Here is a 17,400-nt window from a genome sequence, read left to right as displayed (position 1 = left end):
CGCAACGAGAGTCCGCCCCCTCATGTACGAGCTGTCCCGCATCCGCCTGTACTCCATCGGCCCGGCCGGTGCTCGCTACGCCGACACCGTGCTGGACCTGCGCGGCGTCGGCGAGCCGGTGCCCACCCCGGCCCCCGCGCAGGCGGACTTCTTCGAGGACGAGCCCACCGGCCCGCCCCGCCGCCCCGCCCCCGCCGGCGTGCTGTTCCTGGAGAACGGCGGTGGCAAGTCGGTGCTGCTGAAGCTCATCTTCTCGGTGATGCTGCCCGGGCACCGCAACACCCTGGGTGGGGCCAGCTCCGGGGTGCTGCGCAAGTTCCTGCTCGCCGACGACACCGGGCACGTCGCCCTGGAGTGGCAGCACACGCTCACCGGCGAGAGCGTCGTCGTCGGCAAGGTCAGCGAGTGGCGCGGGCGTCAGGTCTCCGGTGACCCGCGCAAGTTCGCCGAGGCCTGGTACTCCTTCCGCCCCGGCCCCGGCATGACGCTCGACTCGCTCCCCGTCGCCGAGTCCACGGCCCTGCGGCCCACCGAGGGCGCCTCGGGGGCCCGGGGCCGCCGACGCACCATGAAGGGCTTCCGGGACGTCCTCACCGAGACCGGCAAGGCCTACCCGAACCTGGACGTCGTCTGGGAGGAGATCCACGACCGCTGGAAGGAGCACCTCGGCGCCCTCGGCCTCGACCCGGAGCTGTTCCGCTACCAGCGGGAGATGAACGCCGACGAGGGCGAGGCGGCCGGCCTGTTCTCCGTCAAGAACGACTCGGACTTCACCGACCTGCTGCTGCGCGCCGTCACCGACACCCGCGACACCGACGGTCTGGCCGACCTCGTCCACGGCTTCGCCCACAAACTGGGCCGCCGCGCCGAGCTCACCGCGGAACGCGACTTCACCGCCGGGTCGCTCGACCTCCTGCGCCGCATCGCCGACTCCGCCGAACAGCGCGACCGCAGCCGCGCCGTGCACGCCGGTGCCGAACGCCGCACCCGCACCCTGGCCGCCCGGCTCACCGCACGCGGCGTGCGCGAGCGGGGCAACGCCGCCGAGCTCGCCGACCGCACCGAGCAGGCGGCCCGCGCCGTCGCCGACGCCGAGCGGTGCCGCACCCGAGCCGCGGACGTCGCCGCCGAACTGGCCTACCGGCACGCCTCGCTGGCTCTGGCCGCCGGCGAGAAGGCGGCCGCCGCCCAGCGCCGCGAACTCACCGAGGCCCGCACCCTGTACGCCGCCTGGCAGGCCGCCGAGACGGTGCTCCGGCACCGCGCCGCGGCCGACCGCGCGGCGCGTGCGGCAGCGGCCATCCAGGACGCGGAACGGGACGCCGCCCCCGCCCTCGCCGCCCGCTCGAAGGCCGCCCACGCCCTGGTACGCGCCCTGCACGCCGCCGCCGCCGACGCCGAGGAGCAGGCCGCCACCGGTGAGGAGCGGTCCGCCGCCCTCCAGCGGGAGGCCGAGGCCGCCCACCGCGAGGCGACCACCGCCGCCACCGAGGCCCAGCGGGCCCGCAGCGAGAGCGATCACCTGCGCGAACGGCTGGTCGAGGTCGAGCGGGAGACCGCCGAGGCGCTGCGTGCGGGCTGGCTGCCGAACGCCGCGCCCGACACCGACCCGGCCCGTGCCGCGCTGGCGGCCGATGACGCCGAGCGGGAGGCGACGGCCGCCTGGGACGCGGCCCGACAGGCGGCCCGCGCGGCCGCCGAACGGGAGCGGGAGACCGCCGCCGCCCTGAGCCGGGCGGAGCTGGCCGCCGCCCGGGCCGCCGACGCCGCGCGGTCGGCCGAAGCCGCCTGCGCGGCCGAGCGGGCGACCGCCGAGACGCTGGGCGCCGAACCCCGCGTCATCGAACTGCTCGAAGCGCAGGACCCGTTGTCCGCCCTGGAGCTGGACCGGGCAGCCGACCCGCTCGGGGAACTGCTGGAGCAGCGCGTCACCGAGGCCGAGCGGCGGCTGTTCGACCTGCGCACCGCCGCCGCCGACGACGCGCGCATCCTGGCCGCGCTCGGGGACGGCGGCCTCCTGCCGCCCGGCCCCGACGTCCTGGCCACCGTGGAGTTCCTCGGCGAGCACGGCGTTCCGGCGCTGCCCGGCTGGCGATACCTCGCCCAGGCCGTCGCGCCCGCCGACCACGCGGCCGTGCTCGCCGCCCGGCCCGAACTCGTCGACGGCGTCGTCATCACCGACGAGGACAGTCACGCCCGGGCCCGCGAGGTCCTGGCCGACGCGGCACTGCTGCCCCGCTCCGCGGTGGCCGTGGGGACGGCGGCGGCCCTCCTCGCCCCCACCCCCGCCGGCCCGGACGGGGACGGTCGCGGTGTCTTCCTCGTACCGCCCAACCCGGCGATGCACGACGAGGGCGCGGCGGACGGGGAACGGCACGTCCTGCGCGAGCGCGCGGCCGGGCGGGACGCGGAGATCCGCGCCCTGGCCGACCGGCTCTCCGAGGACCGGGCGCTCGCCGCGCGGCTGGCGTCCTGGCGCACCGGCTGCCCCACCGGGCACCTCGCGGAGCTCACCGCCGCCGCCGAGTCCGCCCGCGAGGCCGCCGACGAGGCCGTGGACCACCACACCCGTACCGCCGCCGACCGGGAGGAGGCGCAGCGGGCCGCGGCGGAGACCGCAGCCGTACGGGAGCAGCGGCAGGAGGACGCCGCCCGTGCCCGCCGCTGCGCCGACGCCCTCGCCGGTCTCGCCTTCCGGCTGCGGGAGCGCTCCGCCTGGCAGGCGCGGCTGCGCGAGCTGGCCGATGACGCCGCCGACGCCGAGGGCCGCGCCGCCACCTGCCTCGAACGGGCCCGCGCCGCCGACGAGGACCGCCGGGCCGCCCAGCGCGCCGCCGACGACGCACACCGCACCGCCCGGGCCCTGCGGGCCGAGCGGGCCGAGATCGCCGGTGTCACCGACGAGCCGCCCGCCACCGACGAGCAGTCCGCTGCCGAGGCGCCGGACGACGGCGGGGACTTCGCGACGTCCCTGCCCGCGCGGCGTGAGGCGTACCGCTCCGCCTCCCGGCTCTACGAGAAGGTCGGCGTGGGTGCCGACCTGCGCGCCGAACAGGCCCGCGCCGAGGGGGACGAGAGCGCCGCCCTCGCGGAGCTGGAACGCCTGACCAACAAGGTCCGCACCCGAGCCGCCCAGTTGCTCCGGACGTCCGACGGCGCGGACGGCCCCTCCCGCCAGGCCGCCGCCTCGCGGGCCGAACAGGCCGTCCAGCTCCTGGAGTCGCGCGCCGCCGACGCGAGCGAACAGCTCGGCCGGCTGCGGGGCGAGGCCGAACGGCTCGCCCCGCCCGAGGGCGCCGTCCACACCGACCTGCCCGAGGAGCAGCGGCCCGGCACCGCCGAGGAGGCCCAGGCGCTCCTGCGCACCGCCACCACCGACCTGGCCTCCCGCGCCGACGCGCTGGAGGCCGCGCGGGCGGCCCACGAGGACCTCCTCCACGCCCGCCGCGCGGCGGAGGACGCGGCGGGCGCCTTCGAGGAGACCGCCGCGCTCCTGCGCGACCTCCTGCGCGACCCGGCGCCCGTCGACGTCGACGGAACGCCACCGGAGCCCTACCCCGGCACCCCCGCCGAGGCCCGGCAGGCGGCCGCCGAGACCCGCCGCTCCCTGCGCGGCTGCGCGGCCGACCTGTCGGCGGCCGAGACGGCGCTGCGCGAGGCGGGCGACATCCTCGTGCGGCACGCCAACGCGGCCCGGTACGAAGCCGTGCGCACCCCCGCCCGCCAGCAGATCCGGGAGCTCCCGGCCGCCGCCCTGCCCGACCACGCCGCAGCCTGGGCGGAGGCGTTCGCCCCCAGGCTGCGCGTCCTCACCGATGAGCTGGAGCAGCTGGAACGCAACCGCGACAGCATCGTCGACCGGCTGCGCGGGCTGACAGAGTCGGCCCTGGCCACCCTGCGCTCGGCCCAGCGGCTCTCCCGGCTGCCCGAAGGGCTCGGCGAGTGGTCCGGTCAGGAGTTCCTGCGGATCCGCTTCGACGACCCGGACCAGGCGACGCTCACCGAACGCCTCGGCGAGGTCATCGACGAGGCCACCCGCGCCGCCGTCCGCAAGAACACCGACCTGCGCCGGGACGGCATGACGCTGCTGCTGCGCGGGGTGCAGGCCGCGCTGGCGCCCAGGGGCGTGAGCGTGGAGATCCTGAAGCCCGACGCCGTCCTGCGGGCCGAGCGCGTCCCGGTGGGCCAGATGGGCGACGTCTTCTCCGGCGGGCAGCTGCTCACCGCCGCCATCGCCCTCTACTGCACGATGGCGGCTCTGCGCAGCAACGACCGGGGCAGGGACAAGCACCGGCACGCCGGCACCCTCTTCCTCGACAACCCCATCGGCCGGGCCAACGCCACCTACCTCCTGGAGCTCCAACGCGCCGTGGCCGACGCGCTCGGTGTGCAACTGCTCTACACCACCGGCCTGTTCGACACCACGGCGCTCGCCGAGTTCCCCCTGGTGATCCGGCTGCGCAACGACGCCGACCTGCGTGCGGGGCTGAAGTACATCAGCGTCGAGGAGCACCTGCGCCCCGGACTGCCGCGCACCGAGGAGGACGCCGAAGCCGTCCACGGCGAGATCACGGCCACCCGTGTGTACCGCCGTCCCCCCGCCGAGAGCCCCGGGGCGGGCCGGCCCGCGGCGTCGTCCGGAATTCCCGCACAGGTCAACGTCCCTGCGCCGTCACCGAGTTCTCCGCAGGACTCCTGACGGACGGGCTACGGATCACGAGGGACGCGGGCCGCTCGCCATGCCGGCCCGCTCCCTCACCCCGCGCCGGAGCGGCGGCGCAGGAGCTTCTCCCGCGCCACGCTGCTCGGTTCGGAAAGCACACCGTGCCGCTGGACCCACACCTGGCGTGTCACCCACACGTCCAGTACGGCCCAGGTCGCCACCACCGCGCCGCCGAGGGCGCACAGGACGGCGGGGAACGCCAACCACACACCGGCGACGGCGCTGAGCACCGCGACCAGCACGATGACCAGCACGAGCGCGGTGACGATGACCGCGCGTACGGCGGCGGCCCGCACCGGGTCGGGCAGCCGCGGCTTGTCGTACATGGACCGTTCCCCTCCTCGTGCGCCGGCGGAACCGGCGTCCGGATCAGCATGTGCTCTACCACAACGGGGCCGCGATATCCCATGATGGCCCGAAACATCCGGACGGTTCTCTTCCGATCGTCCGTTCCATGGCTCGGACTCCTCTACGAGTTCCCCACATCGCAGTAGTAGGCTCACGCCGTTCACCGGTGGCACGTCCCCGGAAGGCCGGAAGCGGCCCGGGTGGCCGAGGAACGCCGCAGGGGCCGGGGCCGCCGCGACGGGCGGACGGGCCGGGATGCAACGCCAGTGTCGCGTACGGACGGTGTCGACGTAGGGGAGGCCATGCGCTTTCGCGGGAGCAGCATCCGCCGGAAGATCGTGGCGCTGATGCTCGTGCCCCTGGTGACGCTCGTGTCCATCTGGGCCTTCGCCACCTACCACACCGGCAGTGACGCCAAGCGCCTCCTGGACAGCTCGCGGCTCATCACCGAACTCGGCCGCCCCGCCGCGGACACCGTCCAGGCCGTCCAGGAGGAGCGTCGGCAGGTCCTCGTGCACCTCGCGGACCCCCGGCGTTCCGACGCGCTCGCCCGGCTGGAGCGGCGGCAGGGCGATACGGACGCCGCCGTCGGCCGGCTGCGCGAGCGGTCCTCCGAGGTGCGCGAGGACCTCTCCCACGACGCCCGCGAGCGGCTCGACGCGCTGCTGACCGAGTTGGACCGACTGGGCTCCCTGCGCGGTCAGGTGGAGCGCAACACCGCCACCCGCGAGAGCGCCTACGCCTCCTACAACTCCATCGTCGACCCCTGCCACGCCCTGCTGATCACCCTGCACTCCCTGCATGACGGCGAACTGGACCGCGAGGGCCGTGCGCTGGTCGCCCTCAGCCGGGCCAGGGAACTCGTCGCCCGGGAGGACGCCCTGATGGCCGCCGCGCTCGCGGCCGGCCGGATCACCCAGGCCGAACTGCGGGCCCTGTCCGACCGCGTGGCCGAGCGCGACATGACGTACGGCAACAACCTGGCCATCCTCCCCGACGAGGACCGGCGCCTGTACAGCGAGTACTGGGCGGGCCCGGCCGGGACGACGCTGACCGGACTGGAGAACGCGGCCATCGACGCCGGTCCCGGTGGCGCGCTGGACGCCGTCAACGCCGAACGCTGGGACGCCGCCGCCGGCACCGTCCTCGACGACCTGGAGCGGATGGACCAGAAGGCCGCCGAGCGCTACGCGGAGCGGGTGGAGCCGGCCGCCGTGCACGTACTCCTGGAGGCCGGGATCGCGGGCGTCCTCGGCTTCTGCGGCGTGCTGCTCTCCGTCGTCGTCTCCTTCCGCATCGGCCGCCGGCTCGTGCGCGACCTGGGCACCCTTCGGCGGGAGGCCCACGAGGTCTCCGGGGTGCGGCTGCCGGGCGTCATGCGACGGTTGGCGGCGGGGGAGCAGGTGGACGTCGAGACCGAGGCACCGCGTCTGGAATACGGCTCCGACGAGATCGGTCAGGCGGGGCAGGCACTCAACACCCTCCAGCGGGCCGCCGTCGAGGCCGCCGTCAAGCAGGCCGAACTGCGCCGTGGTGTCTCGGAGGTCTTCGTCAACCTCGCCCGCCGCAGCCAGGTCCTCCTGCACCGGCAACTCGCGCTCCTGGACACGATGGAACGCCGCACCGAGGACGCCGACGAACTCGCCGACCTCTTCCGGCTGGACCACCTCACCACCCGGATGCGGCGGCACGCCGAGGGCCTGGTGATCCTCTCCGGCGCCGCGCCCTCCCGGCAGTGGCGCAAGCCGGTGCGGCTCATGGACGTCGTGCGCGCCGCGGTGGCCGAGGTCGAGGACTACGAGCGCATCGAGATCCGCCGCCTGCCCGAACTCGCCGTGGACGGCCCGGCGGTGGCCGACCTCACGCACCTGGTCGCCGAACTGCTGGAGAACGCCACCTCGTTCTCCCCGCCGCACACCGCCGTGCAGGTCCGGGGGCAGCGCGTCGCCAACGGGTTCACGCTGGAGATCCACGATCGCGGCCTCGGCATGACGCCCGAAGCGCTCCTGGAGGCGAACCTGCGGCTCGCGGAGACACCGGAGTTCGAACTGTCCGACACCGACCGCCTCGGCCTGTTCGTCGTCTCCCGCCTGGCGCAACGCCAGGCGGTGCGGGTCTCGCTCCAGCCCTCGCCCTACGGCGGCACCACCGCCGTGGTCCTCATACCCGGCGCGGTGCTGAACGAGTCGGAGGGGCGCGGGGAGCCCGAGCTCGACGGCGCACGCCGCACCGGCCCCGCGGACGCCGACGAGCACACGCTCACGCGGGTGCCGTCCGCGCCGCGGCGCGACCTCGCAGCCGCCCTCGGAGTGGGCCGCCGTCCGCAGGGCACTCCCGGTCTGCACGGCCGGGGGCGGCCCGTCGAACTGGACGGGCCGCTGGACCTGGACGCGCTGGCCGGCCCGGCCACGACCGACACCCCGGCGCACGGCATCGGCAGCATCTTCCACGCACTCAACGAACGCGCCGAGAAGGGCGCGGACCGCCCTCACGCCGAGGGGGCGACCGGCGGCGCCGAGGCACCGCGGGACGAGCGGACGGAAACGGACGCCGGTGGCCCCGATGAGCCCCCGGGCCCGGGCGGGCCCCCGGGCCTGCCGCGCCGCCGCCCCGGTGCCTCCGGCCGCCCCGTCCTGGTCTCCGACCACGGGCGTCCCGTGGCCGATCGGCAGCACCCGCGTTCGCCGGCGGAGGACGCCCGTGACCCGGCCGCGCAGCCGGCGCCCGGCGGGCTCCGCCCGGTGGGCCCGCCCGAGGACCGGGCGCCCTCCGGCGGACCCGCCCCGGACGGCGCCCCCTCCGACGGGTCCCGCCCGACCACCGCCGACGGGCTGCCCCGACGGCGTCGGACCGCACCCGCCGCGCAGCCCCGGCACGATGGCCGGGAGCCCGGCCGTTCCGTGCCCACCACCGCCCCCGGACCTTCCGGCGACCCGGCAGGGCCCGCCACGGACCGGGACGCCGACGAGGTCCGCGACCGGATGGCGGCGCTCCAGCGCGGCTGGCGGCGCGGACGCGAGCACAACGACGGAACCACACCGGAGGGGGTCGGTCGATGACCGCACCGCATGCCCATGCCCACCACGCCGGCGGCCAGGGCGGCGACGACCTGAACTGGCTGCTCGACGACCTCGTCGGACGGATCGGCAGCATCCGCAAGGCGCTGGTCCTCTCCGGCGACGGCCTCCCCCGGGGGGCCTCGCAGGACCTCTCCCGGGAGGACGGGGAGCACCTGGCGGCGGTCGCCTCCGGATTCCACAGTCTGGCGCGGGGCGTCGGCCGGCACTTCGGGGTCGGCGGCGTCCGGCAGACCGTCATCGAACTGGAGGACGCGTTCCTCTTCGTCACCGCCGCCGGGGACGGGAGCTGCCTCGCCGTCCTCGCCGACGCCGACGGTGACGTGGGCCTGATCGCCTACGAGATGACACTCCTGGTCAAGCGGGTCGGCGTCCACCTCGGCACCGCTCCCCGGTCCGACCTGCCCGGCGGAGGGTGAAGGGCGGGCCCATGAGCGAGGCCTGGTTCGACGACGCGGCAGGGCCGGTGGTCCGGCCCTACGCGATGACGCGCGGCCGCACCCGCAGCGACGCCCGCCTCCGGCTCGACCTGATCTCCCAGGTCGTCACCGAGGACGGCGCGCTGCGGGACGCCGAGTCCGCCGAGTCCGCCGGACGGCCGGAGACCGCGCGGCTCGGCCCGGAGCACCTCGCGATCCTCCGCGGCTGCACGGCCGCCTCCCGCTCCGTCGCCGAACTCGCCGCCGACCTCGACCTCCCCGTCGGTGTGGTGCGCGTCCTGATCGGCGACCTGGTGGATGCCGCGCTCGTCCGCGTCACCCGTCCCGTCCCCCCGGCCGACCTGCCCGACGAGGGCATCCTGCGCGAGGTGATCGATGGCCTCCGGGCACTGTGACCGGGCCCCGTCCCCCGCGGCGGCGCCGGTCGCCCTGAAGGTCCTGGTGACCGGTGGCTTCGGGGTCGGCAAGACCACCTTCACCGGGGCGGTCAGCGAGATCCGGCCGCTGCGCACCGAGGCGGCGATGACCGAGGCGGGCCGTCCCCACGACGACCTGGCCGGAGTGGAGGCCAAGTCGACCACCACGGTCGCCATGGACTTCGGCCGCATCACCCTCGGCGACTCGACGGTCCTCTACCTCTTCGGCACACCCGGACAGGACCGCTTCCGCTTCCTGTGGGACGAGCTGGCCGCCGGCGCCCTCGGGGCCGTCGTCATCGCCGACACCCGCCGCCTGGAGGACAGCTTCGCCGCCCTGGACGACGTCGAGCGGCGCGGCCTGCCGTTCGCCGTGGCCGTCAACCGCTTCGACGGCGCCCGCCCGTACCCGGCGGGCAGCGTGCGCACCGCCCTCGACCTCGACGACCACGTACCCGTCGTCCTGTGCGACGCCCGCCGCCGTGAGTCCGCCCGCGACGTCCTGGTCACCCTCGTCGAGCACGCGCTGCGCACTGTGGCCGCCCGGCGCGTCGCGGCCCCCTGAGACCGCCCGGGCCGCCGGTCTCAGAACGCCACGTTGAAGACCACCGCCGCCACGGCGCCGCCGATCAGTGGCCCGATGACCGGCACCCACGCGTACCCCCAGTCGGACGTGCCCTTGTTCGGGATGGGCAGCACCTGGTGCACGATCCGCGGTCCCAGGTCGCGCGCCGGGTTGATCGCGTACCCCGTCGGTCCGCCCAGTGACAGGCCGATGCCGACGACGAGGAGTGCGACGATCAGCGTCTGCGTGCCCGAGGTGCCGAGCCCCTCGGTGAGGCCGAAGGCCAGCACTGGCAGGACGAGCGCGACCGTCGCGATGACCTCGGTGACGAGGTTGACCCCCGGGCTGCGGATCTCCGGAATGGTCGCGAACCCGCCCAGGGTCGGCTGCGAACGCTCCGCGTCCGCGTTCGCCCGGTACTGGGCCAGATAGGCCAACCAGGCCAGAACGGCGCCGAGCATGGCACCGACCAGCTGTCCGGCCATGTAGACCGGCACCTTGTCCCACACCCCGCTCTCGATCGCGATGCCGAGGGTGACGGCCGGATTGATGTGGCCGCCGGACAGCGGACCGGCGGTGTACGCCCCCGCCAGGACGCCGAACCCCCAGCCGAAGGAGATGACCACCCAACCGCTCGCCCGGGCCTTGGAGTGGTGCAGCGTCACCGCCGCACACACGCCGGCACCGAAGAGCACCAGGATCGCCGTACCGATGATCTCGCCGATGAAGATGTCGCCGGATGGATAGTCCATGACCGCTCCTCGTGGATGCACATCTGCCACCAGCATGACCGAAGGCACCGCGATCAGCGCGTCGCGCGGGCAGCAGGGGACCCTTCAGCCGGACAGCGCCGCACGGGAGACGGGGAAGTCGAACCGGCGCCCCGGATACGGCTCGTCCCGGTAGGTGAAGTGCCACCACTCCTGCGGCAGGTTCTCGAACCCCGCCCCCTCCATCAACCGCCTGAGCAGCAGCCGGTTCGCGCGCTGCTCCCCGGTCACGTCCGCGTGCAGGGTGCGCGCCTTCTCATCGAAGCAGTCGTACCCGGTGCCCATGTCCACCGAGCGGTCGGGGAAGCGTGCCGCACGGGGCGCGAAGCACGGCACCAGACGCTCGCCCGGCACGTAGGACCGCGTCGGGGGCGCGGAGCGCGGGACCAGCGTCACGTCCACCGTGCCTCCGCCGCTGTGCCCCGAGCGGCGCGCGATGTACCCCTCCGCGAAGAGGCGGTCCTTGGCCACGCGGGGATAGAACTCCGCCTTCATCCGCCCCCGCCCGGCGTCGGCCGCCCACCGGACGAAGTGGTCGACGGCGCGCTGCGGCCGGTAGCAGTCGTACACCTGCAGGGTGTACCCGTGCCGCAGCGCCGCGCGCTGTACCTCGCGCAGCGCGCGGGCCACCGGGCGGGTGACGAGACAGACGTCCTCCGCGTACCCGTCGATCCGTGTGCCCACGAAGTTGTGCGGCCCCGTGTACCGCATCTCCCGCACCACCCCCGGGGCCACGTCCGCCAGCGCCACGAAGCCCTCCGGCGCCGACTCGTCCCGCCACGGGCCCGATCCCGTGACGGTCGTCGCCACGCCCAGGGCCACCGCCATCGCCACCGCACGTCTCATGCCCGCACCCTCACCCACCACGCCGAAGCGCCCGGTCCACCACACGGCCGCCCTCCCCCCGACGGGTGACGCCCTGGCCCGATCGCCGTGCCCGCACCACGCCATCGAGCCACCGGGCCATCGGGCTACCGGGCCACTCCTCGGCTCCGGCACCGCGCACCGGTCGTCAGCCCTCGCCGCCCGTCAGCCCGACCCACTCCCGCACCGCCCGCTCCATCGGCCCCATCAGTACCCAGTACGCCACCGGCCCGGCGGACATCCGTACGTCACACCGGCCCGGGCGGTCATGGGCCGAACCGTCGCCCGGGACGCCCTCGCGGAGCCTGAGCCCGCCCTCGGCCGCGGCGGAGTGGACCACCAGGTGCGTGCCCGCGCCGGAGACGACCAACTGCGCCGGGACCCGGCGACCCCCCGTCCGCAGCGGGCCGCCCCCGGGATCGAGGAACCGGGCGTCGGCGCGAACCCGGGACCGCTGCACCCAGGGGCCACCCGCCCCCGGTTCGGCCTCCCACCACCGGGGCGGGGCGTCGTGCCGCAGCAGTACCCCTCCCGGCGTCCGCAGGCGCACGGACCCCTCCCGGCCGACCGTCACCAGCACCCGCTGGGACACCACGCGCCAGCCCCCGGCGGTGTCCGGCTCCAGCGTGGCCCGTGCGTCCGGCGGCGGGCAGGTCCCGCCGCCAGCCCCACTCCCGCCGCGTGGCTCGGGCTGTTCGGGGCCCGCCGCGTCCCAGCCCACGAAGACGGCGCCGCCCTGTGCCACCACGATCCGCAGCACCGACCGCTCGCAGTGCACCAGACCGCCTCCGGGGCCCGGTTCGGCGGTCAGCACAGCGCCCGGGGCCCGGACCCGCAACGGAGGTCCGGCCGCGCGCGCCGTGGCGAGGGCCGCCCGCCGGGTACGCCACCACACCGCCACCGCGCGGCCCGCTCCCACCCGACCGGCCGACCACCCCAGGCCCCCAGCGTTCATGCTGCTCAGCCTGCCACCGTCCGCACGCCGCACCGTCCGCGTTCGCCGAGAGTTCACCCGGAACCCCCCGGACGTTGCACCACGTCCACCACATGCCCGAGCCGTCCGATATGGGGTGCCGCCCCTGGTGTCGCGAACGATCACGTGGCATCGTCCTGCACAGCCGCGTCACGCGCACACCCCGCCCGTGCGCGCACCGCACGCACACCCTCGCGTACCGTCCGGGAGCCGCCCATGACCGCCGCCGCAGCCACGCCCCAGCCCAGCCCCCTGTGGCAGCCGGGCCCCGACCGCATCGCGCGGGCCCGGCTCACCCGCTTCCACAGCTGGGCGGCCGAGCACCACGGCGCCCCCGCCGCGGCGCCCGGCGACCCGGCCGCGAGCTACGCCGCTCTGCACCGCTGGTCCGTCGAACAGCTGCCGGCCTTCTGGACGGCCGTCACCGAGTGGTTCGACGTCCACTTCTCCACGCCGTACGACACGGTCCTCGCCGACCGCTCCATGCCCGGTGCCACCTGGTTCCCCGGCGCCACCGTGAACTACGCCGAGCACGCCCTGCGCACCGCCGGCGACCCCGCCCGCGCCCTCGACCCGGCCATCCTGCACGTCGACGAGCGTCAGGAGCCGCAGCCCGTCAGCTGGCTGGAGCTGCGCCGCCAGGTCGGCTCCCTCGCCGCCGAGCTCCGGCGCCTCGGCGTCCGTCCCGGCGACCGTGTCAGCGGCTACCTGCCCAACATCCCCGAGGCCGCCGTCGCCCTCCTGGCCACCGCCGCCGTCGGCGGCGTCTGGACCTCCTGCGCGCCGGACTTCGGCGCCCGCAGCGTCCTCGACCGCTTCCAGCAGGTCGAGCCCGTCGTCCTGTTCGCCGTCGACGGGTACCGCTACGGCGGCAAGGAGCACGACCGCGCGCGGACCGTCGCCGAACTGCGCGCCGAGCTCCCCACCCTGCGCGCCGTCGTGCACGTCCCGCTGCTGGGCACGCCCGCCCCCGACGGCGCCCTCACCTGGCAGTCCCTCACCTCCGCCGACGTCGAGCCCGTCTTCGAACAGGTCCCCTTCGACCACCCTCTGTGGGTGCTGTACTCCTCGGGCACGACGGGGCTGCCCAAGGCGATCGTGCAGTCGCAGGGCGGCATCCTGCTCGAACACCTCAAGCAGCTCGGCCTGCACTGCGACCTCGGTCCGGACGACCGCTTCTTCTGGTACACCTCCACCGGCTGGATGATGTGGAACTTCCTCGTCTCCGGCCTGCTCACCGGCACCACGGTCGTCACCTACGACGGCAGCCCCGGCCATCCCGGTACGGGCGCCCAGTGGGACATCGCCGAGCGCACCGGCGCCACCTTCTACGGCACCTCCGCCGCCTACGTCATGGCCTGCCGCAAGGCCGAGGTCCATCCCGGCCGGGACAACGACCTCTCCGCACTGCGCTGCGTCGCCACCACCGGCTCCCCGCTCCCGCCCGACGGCTTCCGGTGGCTGCACGAGGAGGCCGGAGCGGACCTGTGGATCGCCTCCGTCAGCGGCGGCACGGACGTGTGCAGCTGCTTCGCCGGAGCCGTGCCCACCCTCCCCGTCCACATCGGCGAGCTGCAGGCCGCCTGTCTCGGCACGGACCTGCAGTCCTGGGACCCGCAGGGGAAGCCACTGACGGACGAGGTCGGCGAACTTGTGGTCACCAACCCCATGCCGTCGATGCCGGTCCGATTCTGGAACGACGCCGACGGCTCCCGCTACCGCGACAGCTACTTCGAGATGTTCCCCGGAGTGTGGCGCCACGGCGACTGGATCACGCTGACCTCGCGCGGGTCCGTGGTCATCCACGGCCGCTCCGACTCCACCCTCAACCGCCAGGGCGTCCGCATGGGGTCCGCCGACATCTACGAAGCGGTCGAGCGACTCCCGGAGATCCGCGAGTCTCTCGTCATCGGCGTGGAGGAGCCGGAGGGCGGCTACTGGATGCCGCTCTTCGTCCACCTGGCCCCGGGCGCCGTCCTGGACGAGGCGCTGAAGGACCGCGTGAAGCGGACCATCCGCAGCCGGCTCTCGCCCCGGCACGTTCCGGACGAGATCATCGAGATCCCCGCCGTGCCCCACACGCTCACCGGCAAGCGCCTCGAAGTACCGGTCAAGCGACTGCTCCAGGGCACCCCCCTGGACAAGGCCGTGAACCCCGGATCGGTGGACGACGTCGAACTGCTCCGGGCGTACGAACGCCTCGGCCGGGAGCGCGCCCGCCGCTGAGGACGGCCGCTGTCAGACCCCCCGGCTACGGTGTGTGACGAATCGATCACCTGACCCGGGGGGCGTCATGCACGACCACAGCCACGACACCGGCCGCACCCGCGAGCGGCCCCCGCACGGACGGCGGGCGCTCCGGGCGCTGCGCCGCGAGGCGCCCAGCACGCTCGCCGTCCTGGCCCAGCCCTGTGACTTCGAGGCCATGCGGCGCTACCGCAGCTTCCCTCACCGGGACCACCCCGGCTATCTCCGCGCCGTCGAGCGGGTGCTGCGCTTCCTCACGGCCCAGGGCGTACACATCCGCCTCGCCCCCTTCGACCCCGCCCGCTACGCCCGCTTCTGCGCCGAAACCGGGCTCGACCCGGACTCGCCCCGCACCCGCGCGCGCTACACGGCCGAGATCGCCGTCGGCGCGCCGACCTTCCCCTACGGGGGCGAGCCGGTCGAAGCCCTGGTCCCACGGCTGCTCGGCGGGCCGGGCAGCACCCCGGACGGGAGGCGTGCCACCGTGCTCCCTCCGTCCGTCGGCATCTGCCGGAGCTGTGGCCGTGGCCCGGGCCCGGGGGCGACGGACCGCGCCCGCACGGCCCTCGGCCGACTGCTGGACGTCGCGGGTCCCGGGAGCCACCACCTTGTGTGCAGCGTCAGCCCGACATCGGGTGGAGCGGGCCTCCCGCTCGTCGCGGCCCTCGGGGTACCCCGAGGCGCGGCGGCGTCCACCGCCGCCCACCCCGGCGACACCGAGGTCCTGCTGTTCACCACGGTGCTCGCCGCCGGCCTCGCCACCGGCGCACCCGGCGGAGTCGTGCTGCGGACGACGCGCGCCGGGCGGCAGACGGTGCGCGGCTGGCGGCTCCACGGCGACTGGCTCCGGCCGCTCACGGAGGCCGAGGTCTTCGCCGCCTACTGCACGGACCCGGCCACCGGCGCGCCCGTCCCACCCGAGCCGGGCGTCGCCTACCGGCCCGGCGTTCGGCTCCCGCCACCGAACCGATCGGCACCTTGAGACGTCCGGCCGTCCGGCCGTCCGGCCGTCCCGCGTCGGCCCCACGCCGGGCGACCGGACCTGTGGGCGCGGCGCGGGCTACTCGCCGGAGAGCACGGCCTGCGCGGCACGGCGGGCGTCCTGGCCGCTCTCGGCGGCACGGGCCGCCGCAGCCGCGCGTTCGCACTGCGCCAGCGTGTGCTTGGCCAGGGTGGCCCGCACGTAGGGAATGGCGGAGGCCCCCATCGACAGGCTTGTCACGCCGAGGCCGGTCAGCACGCACGCCAGCAGGGGATCGGAGGCCGCCTCACCGCAGACGCCGCAGCCCTTCCCCTCCGCCTTCGCGGCCTCGGCCGAGAAGGCGACGAGGTCGAGCAGTGCCGGTTGCCACGGGTCCTGGTGGCGTGCCACGGCTCCGAGCTGCCGGTCCGCGGCGAACGTGTACTGCGCGAGGTCATTGGTACCCAGCGACAGGAACTCCACTTCCTGGAGCACCGAACGGGCTCGCAGGGCGGCGGCGGGGATCTCCACCATCGCTCCGAACTTCGCCCGCAGACCGGCCTCCCGGCAGGCGTCCGCGAACGCCCGCGCGTCGGCCCGGTCGGCGACCATCGGTGCCATGACCTCCAGGTACACCGGGAGCCCCTCGGCGGCCCTGGCCAGGGCGGTGAGCTGGGTGTGCAGCACGTCGGGGTGATCCAGCAGCGTCCGCAGTCCGCGCACGCCGAGGGCCGGGTTCGGCTCGTCGGCCGGTGTCAGGAAGCCCAGGGGTTTGTCGGCACCCGCGTCCAGGACCCGCACCACCACCCGGCCCTCCGGGAACGCCGCCAGCACCTGACGGTAGGCCTCGGCCTGCCGGTCCTCGGACGGTGGCCGTGCGCCGTCGTCGAGGAAGAGGAACTCCGTGCGGAACAGCCCCACCCCTTCCGCCCCGGCCTCGACGGCGGCCTGTACGTCCCCCGGGCCTCCGACGTTGGCCAGCAGCGGCACCTTGTGTCCGTCGGAGGTCGCGCCCGGCCCCCGCGCTCCCTCCACAGCGGCCTTCCGCTCCGCCGCGGCTCGCGACAGCGCGGCACGTTCGGCCTCGTCCGGGTTGACCACGACCTCGCCCGCGCTCCCGTCCACCGCGACGAACAGCCCCTCCGCCAAGTCACCCGCGCCCGGCACGGCCGCCACGGCGGGCACCCCGAGCGCCCGCGCGAGGATGGCGCTGTGGCTCGTCGGTCCCCCCTCCTCGGTGACGAACCCGAGCACCAGAGAAGGATCGAGCAGCGCCGTGTCCGCGGGCGCCAGGTCGCGGGCGATCAGGACGTACGGCCGGTCGCTGTCCGGGACGCCCGGCACCGGGACGCCCAGCAGCCGTGCGACGATGCGGTTGCGGACGTCGTCCAGGTCGGCCACCCGCCCGGCGAAGTACTCACCCGCGCCCGCGAGCACGGCGCGGTAGGCGGCGAAGGCGTCGTAGACGGCACGCTCGGCGCTGCTGCCCACCGTGATCCGCCGCTCGACATCCGCCATCAGCTCCGGGTCCTGAGCCATCAGGGCCTGCGCCTCCAGCACCGCCTGCGCCTCCCCGCCGGCGAGATGGCCGCGCGCCATGAGATCCGCAGCGACGGCGTCGACCGCCCGCTGGGCCCGCTGCCGCTCGCGGGGTGCCTCCTCGGCGGCGATCCGCCGGGTCGGAGGCTCCAGCACGGCCGTGCCCATATGCCGTACCTCGCCGATGGCGACGCCATGGCTGACGCCGACACCTTGCAGCTTCGTGTCCATACGACTGTCTCCGTCTCGGTGCGGCCACGCGCTCTCCGCCGCTGTGCGCCTGGGGGAGCCGTCTGGCTGGGGCAGGGGAGGGGGTGAGTTTCAGTCCCAGGTGAAAAGCGTGTCCCCGGCACGGACCACGACGCCATCGGACAGGTCCGTCAGCGCGTCGGCCGCCCCGTCCAGCGCCACCACGGGACTGACCGGCGACTTTCCGCCCTCCTCCACCGCTGCCGGGTTCCAGCGCACGAGGGCGTC

At 75.3% G+C, this 17,400-nt stretch carries 13 protein-coding genes (1 of these 13 running past the window's edge); 7 read left to right on the top strand and 6 right to left on the bottom strand.

Annotated features, from left to right (window positions below):
* The first annotated feature begins 22 nt into the window (after positions 1-22).
* Complete coding sequence (locus V6D49_RS00985) at positions 23-4,699, top strand: hypothetical protein (protein WP_340556225.1); 4,677 nt, start codon at positions 23-25, stop codon at positions 4,697-4,699.
* Positions 4,700-4,755: 56 nt separating this feature from the next.
* Here V6D49_RS00985 and V6D49_RS00980 read toward each other — a convergent pair whose 3' ends face one another.
* Complete coding sequence (locus tag V6D49_RS00980; protein ID WP_340556224.1) at positions 4,756-5,049, bottom strand: hypothetical protein; 294 nt, start codon at positions 5,047-5,049, stop codon at positions 4,756-4,758.
* 324 nt (positions 5,050-5,373) lie between these two features.
* Between V6D49_RS00980 and V6D49_RS00975 the strand changes: the two genes are divergently transcribed.
* The 4 genes from V6D49_RS00975 to V6D49_RS00960 are packed head-to-tail and all read left to right on the top strand — an operon-like array spanning position 5,374 to position 9,569.
* Positions 5,374-8,130 carry a nitrate- and nitrite sensing domain-containing protein gene (locus V6D49_RS00975; RefSeq protein ID WP_340556223.1) on the top strand — a complete coding sequence of 919 codons (2,757 nt, stop codon included), beginning with the start codon at positions 5,374-5,376 and terminating at the stop codon, positions 8,128-8,130.
* Positions 8,127-8,567, top strand: a complete 441-nt coding sequence (locus V6D49_RS00970) for a roadblock/LC7 domain-containing protein (RefSeq protein ID WP_340556221.1) — start codon at positions 8,127-8,129, stop codon at positions 8,565-8,567. Before V6D49_RS00975 ends, V6D49_RS00970 begins: the two co-directional genes overlap by 4 nt.
* Before the next feature lie 11 nt (positions 8,568-8,578).
* A complete protein-coding gene (locus V6D49_RS00965; protein ID WP_340556219.1) occupies positions 8,579-8,983 on the top strand; it encodes a DUF742 domain-containing protein in 405 nt (134 codons plus the stop codon).
* On the top strand, positions 8,964-9,569 hold the full coding sequence (locus V6D49_RS00960; RefSeq protein ID WP_340556217.1) for a GTP-binding protein: 606 nt from the start codon (positions 8,964-8,966) through the stop codon (positions 9,567-9,569). The genes V6D49_RS00965 and V6D49_RS00960 overlap by 20 nt, the downstream gene beginning before the upstream one ends.
* Positions 9,570-9,589: 20 nt before the next feature.
* Here V6D49_RS00960 and V6D49_RS00955 read toward each other — a convergent pair whose 3' ends face one another.
* The 3 genes from V6D49_RS00955 to V6D49_RS00945 all read right to left on the bottom strand — a co-directional run bounded on the left by V6D49_RS00955 (position 9,590) and on the right by V6D49_RS00945 (position 12,158).
* Positions 9,590-10,321: an MIP/aquaporin family protein gene (locus V6D49_RS00955; protein ID WP_340556215.1), complete on the bottom strand. Its 732-nt coding sequence runs from the start codon at positions 10,319-10,321 to the stop codon at positions 9,590-9,592.
* An 84-nt stretch (positions 10,322-10,405) separates the two neighbouring features.
* Positions 10,406-11,185, bottom strand: a complete 780-nt coding sequence (locus V6D49_RS00950) for a M15 family metallopeptidase (protein WP_340556213.1) — start codon at positions 11,183-11,185, stop codon at positions 10,406-10,408.
* A gap of 166 nt (positions 11,186-11,351) precedes the next feature.
* Positions 11,352-12,158 carry a hypothetical protein gene (locus V6D49_RS00945; RefSeq protein ID WP_340556211.1) on the bottom strand — a complete coding sequence of 269 codons (807 nt, stop codon included), beginning with the start codon at positions 12,156-12,158 and terminating at the stop codon, positions 11,352-11,354.
* A gap of 234 nt (positions 12,159-12,392) precedes the next feature.
* Between V6D49_RS00945 and V6D49_RS00940 the strand changes: the two genes are divergently transcribed.
* Positions 12,393-14,402 carry an acetoacetate--CoA ligase gene (locus V6D49_RS00940; RefSeq protein ID WP_340556209.1) on the top strand — a complete coding sequence of 670 codons (2,010 nt, stop codon included), beginning with the start codon at positions 12,393-12,395 and terminating at the stop codon, positions 14,400-14,402.
* A 67-nt stretch (positions 14,403-14,469) separates the two neighbouring features.
* Positions 14,470-15,405 carry a hypothetical protein gene (locus V6D49_RS00935; RefSeq protein ID WP_340556207.1) on the top strand — a complete coding sequence of 312 codons (936 nt, stop codon included), beginning with the start codon at positions 14,470-14,472 and terminating at the stop codon, positions 15,403-15,405.
* Between the two features lie 78 nt (positions 15,406-15,483).
* Here V6D49_RS00935 and ptsP read toward each other — a convergent pair whose 3' ends face one another.
* Positions 15,484-17,154 carry a phosphoenolpyruvate--protein phosphotransferase gene (ptsP, locus tag V6D49_RS00930; protein WP_340556205.1) on the bottom strand — a complete coding sequence of 557 codons (1,671 nt, stop codon included), beginning with the start codon at positions 17,152-17,154 and terminating at the stop codon, positions 15,484-15,486.
* 90 nt (positions 17,155-17,244) lie between these two features.
* On the bottom strand, positions 17,245-17,400 hold the end of the coding sequence (locus V6D49_RS00925) for a PTS sugar transporter subunit IIA (protein WP_340556203.1). 294 nt of this gene lie beyond the right edge of the window; only the last 156 of its 450 coding nucleotides appear in the window; its start codon lies off the right edge, out of view; its stop codon occupies positions 17,245-17,247.

The organism is Streptomyces sp. GSL17-111 (genome assembly GCF_037911585.1).
Classification (GTDB): domain Bacteria; phylum Actinomycetota; class Actinomycetes; order Streptomycetales; family Streptomycetaceae; genus Streptomyces.
This window is presented reverse-complemented; position numbering and strand designations above follow the sequence as displayed.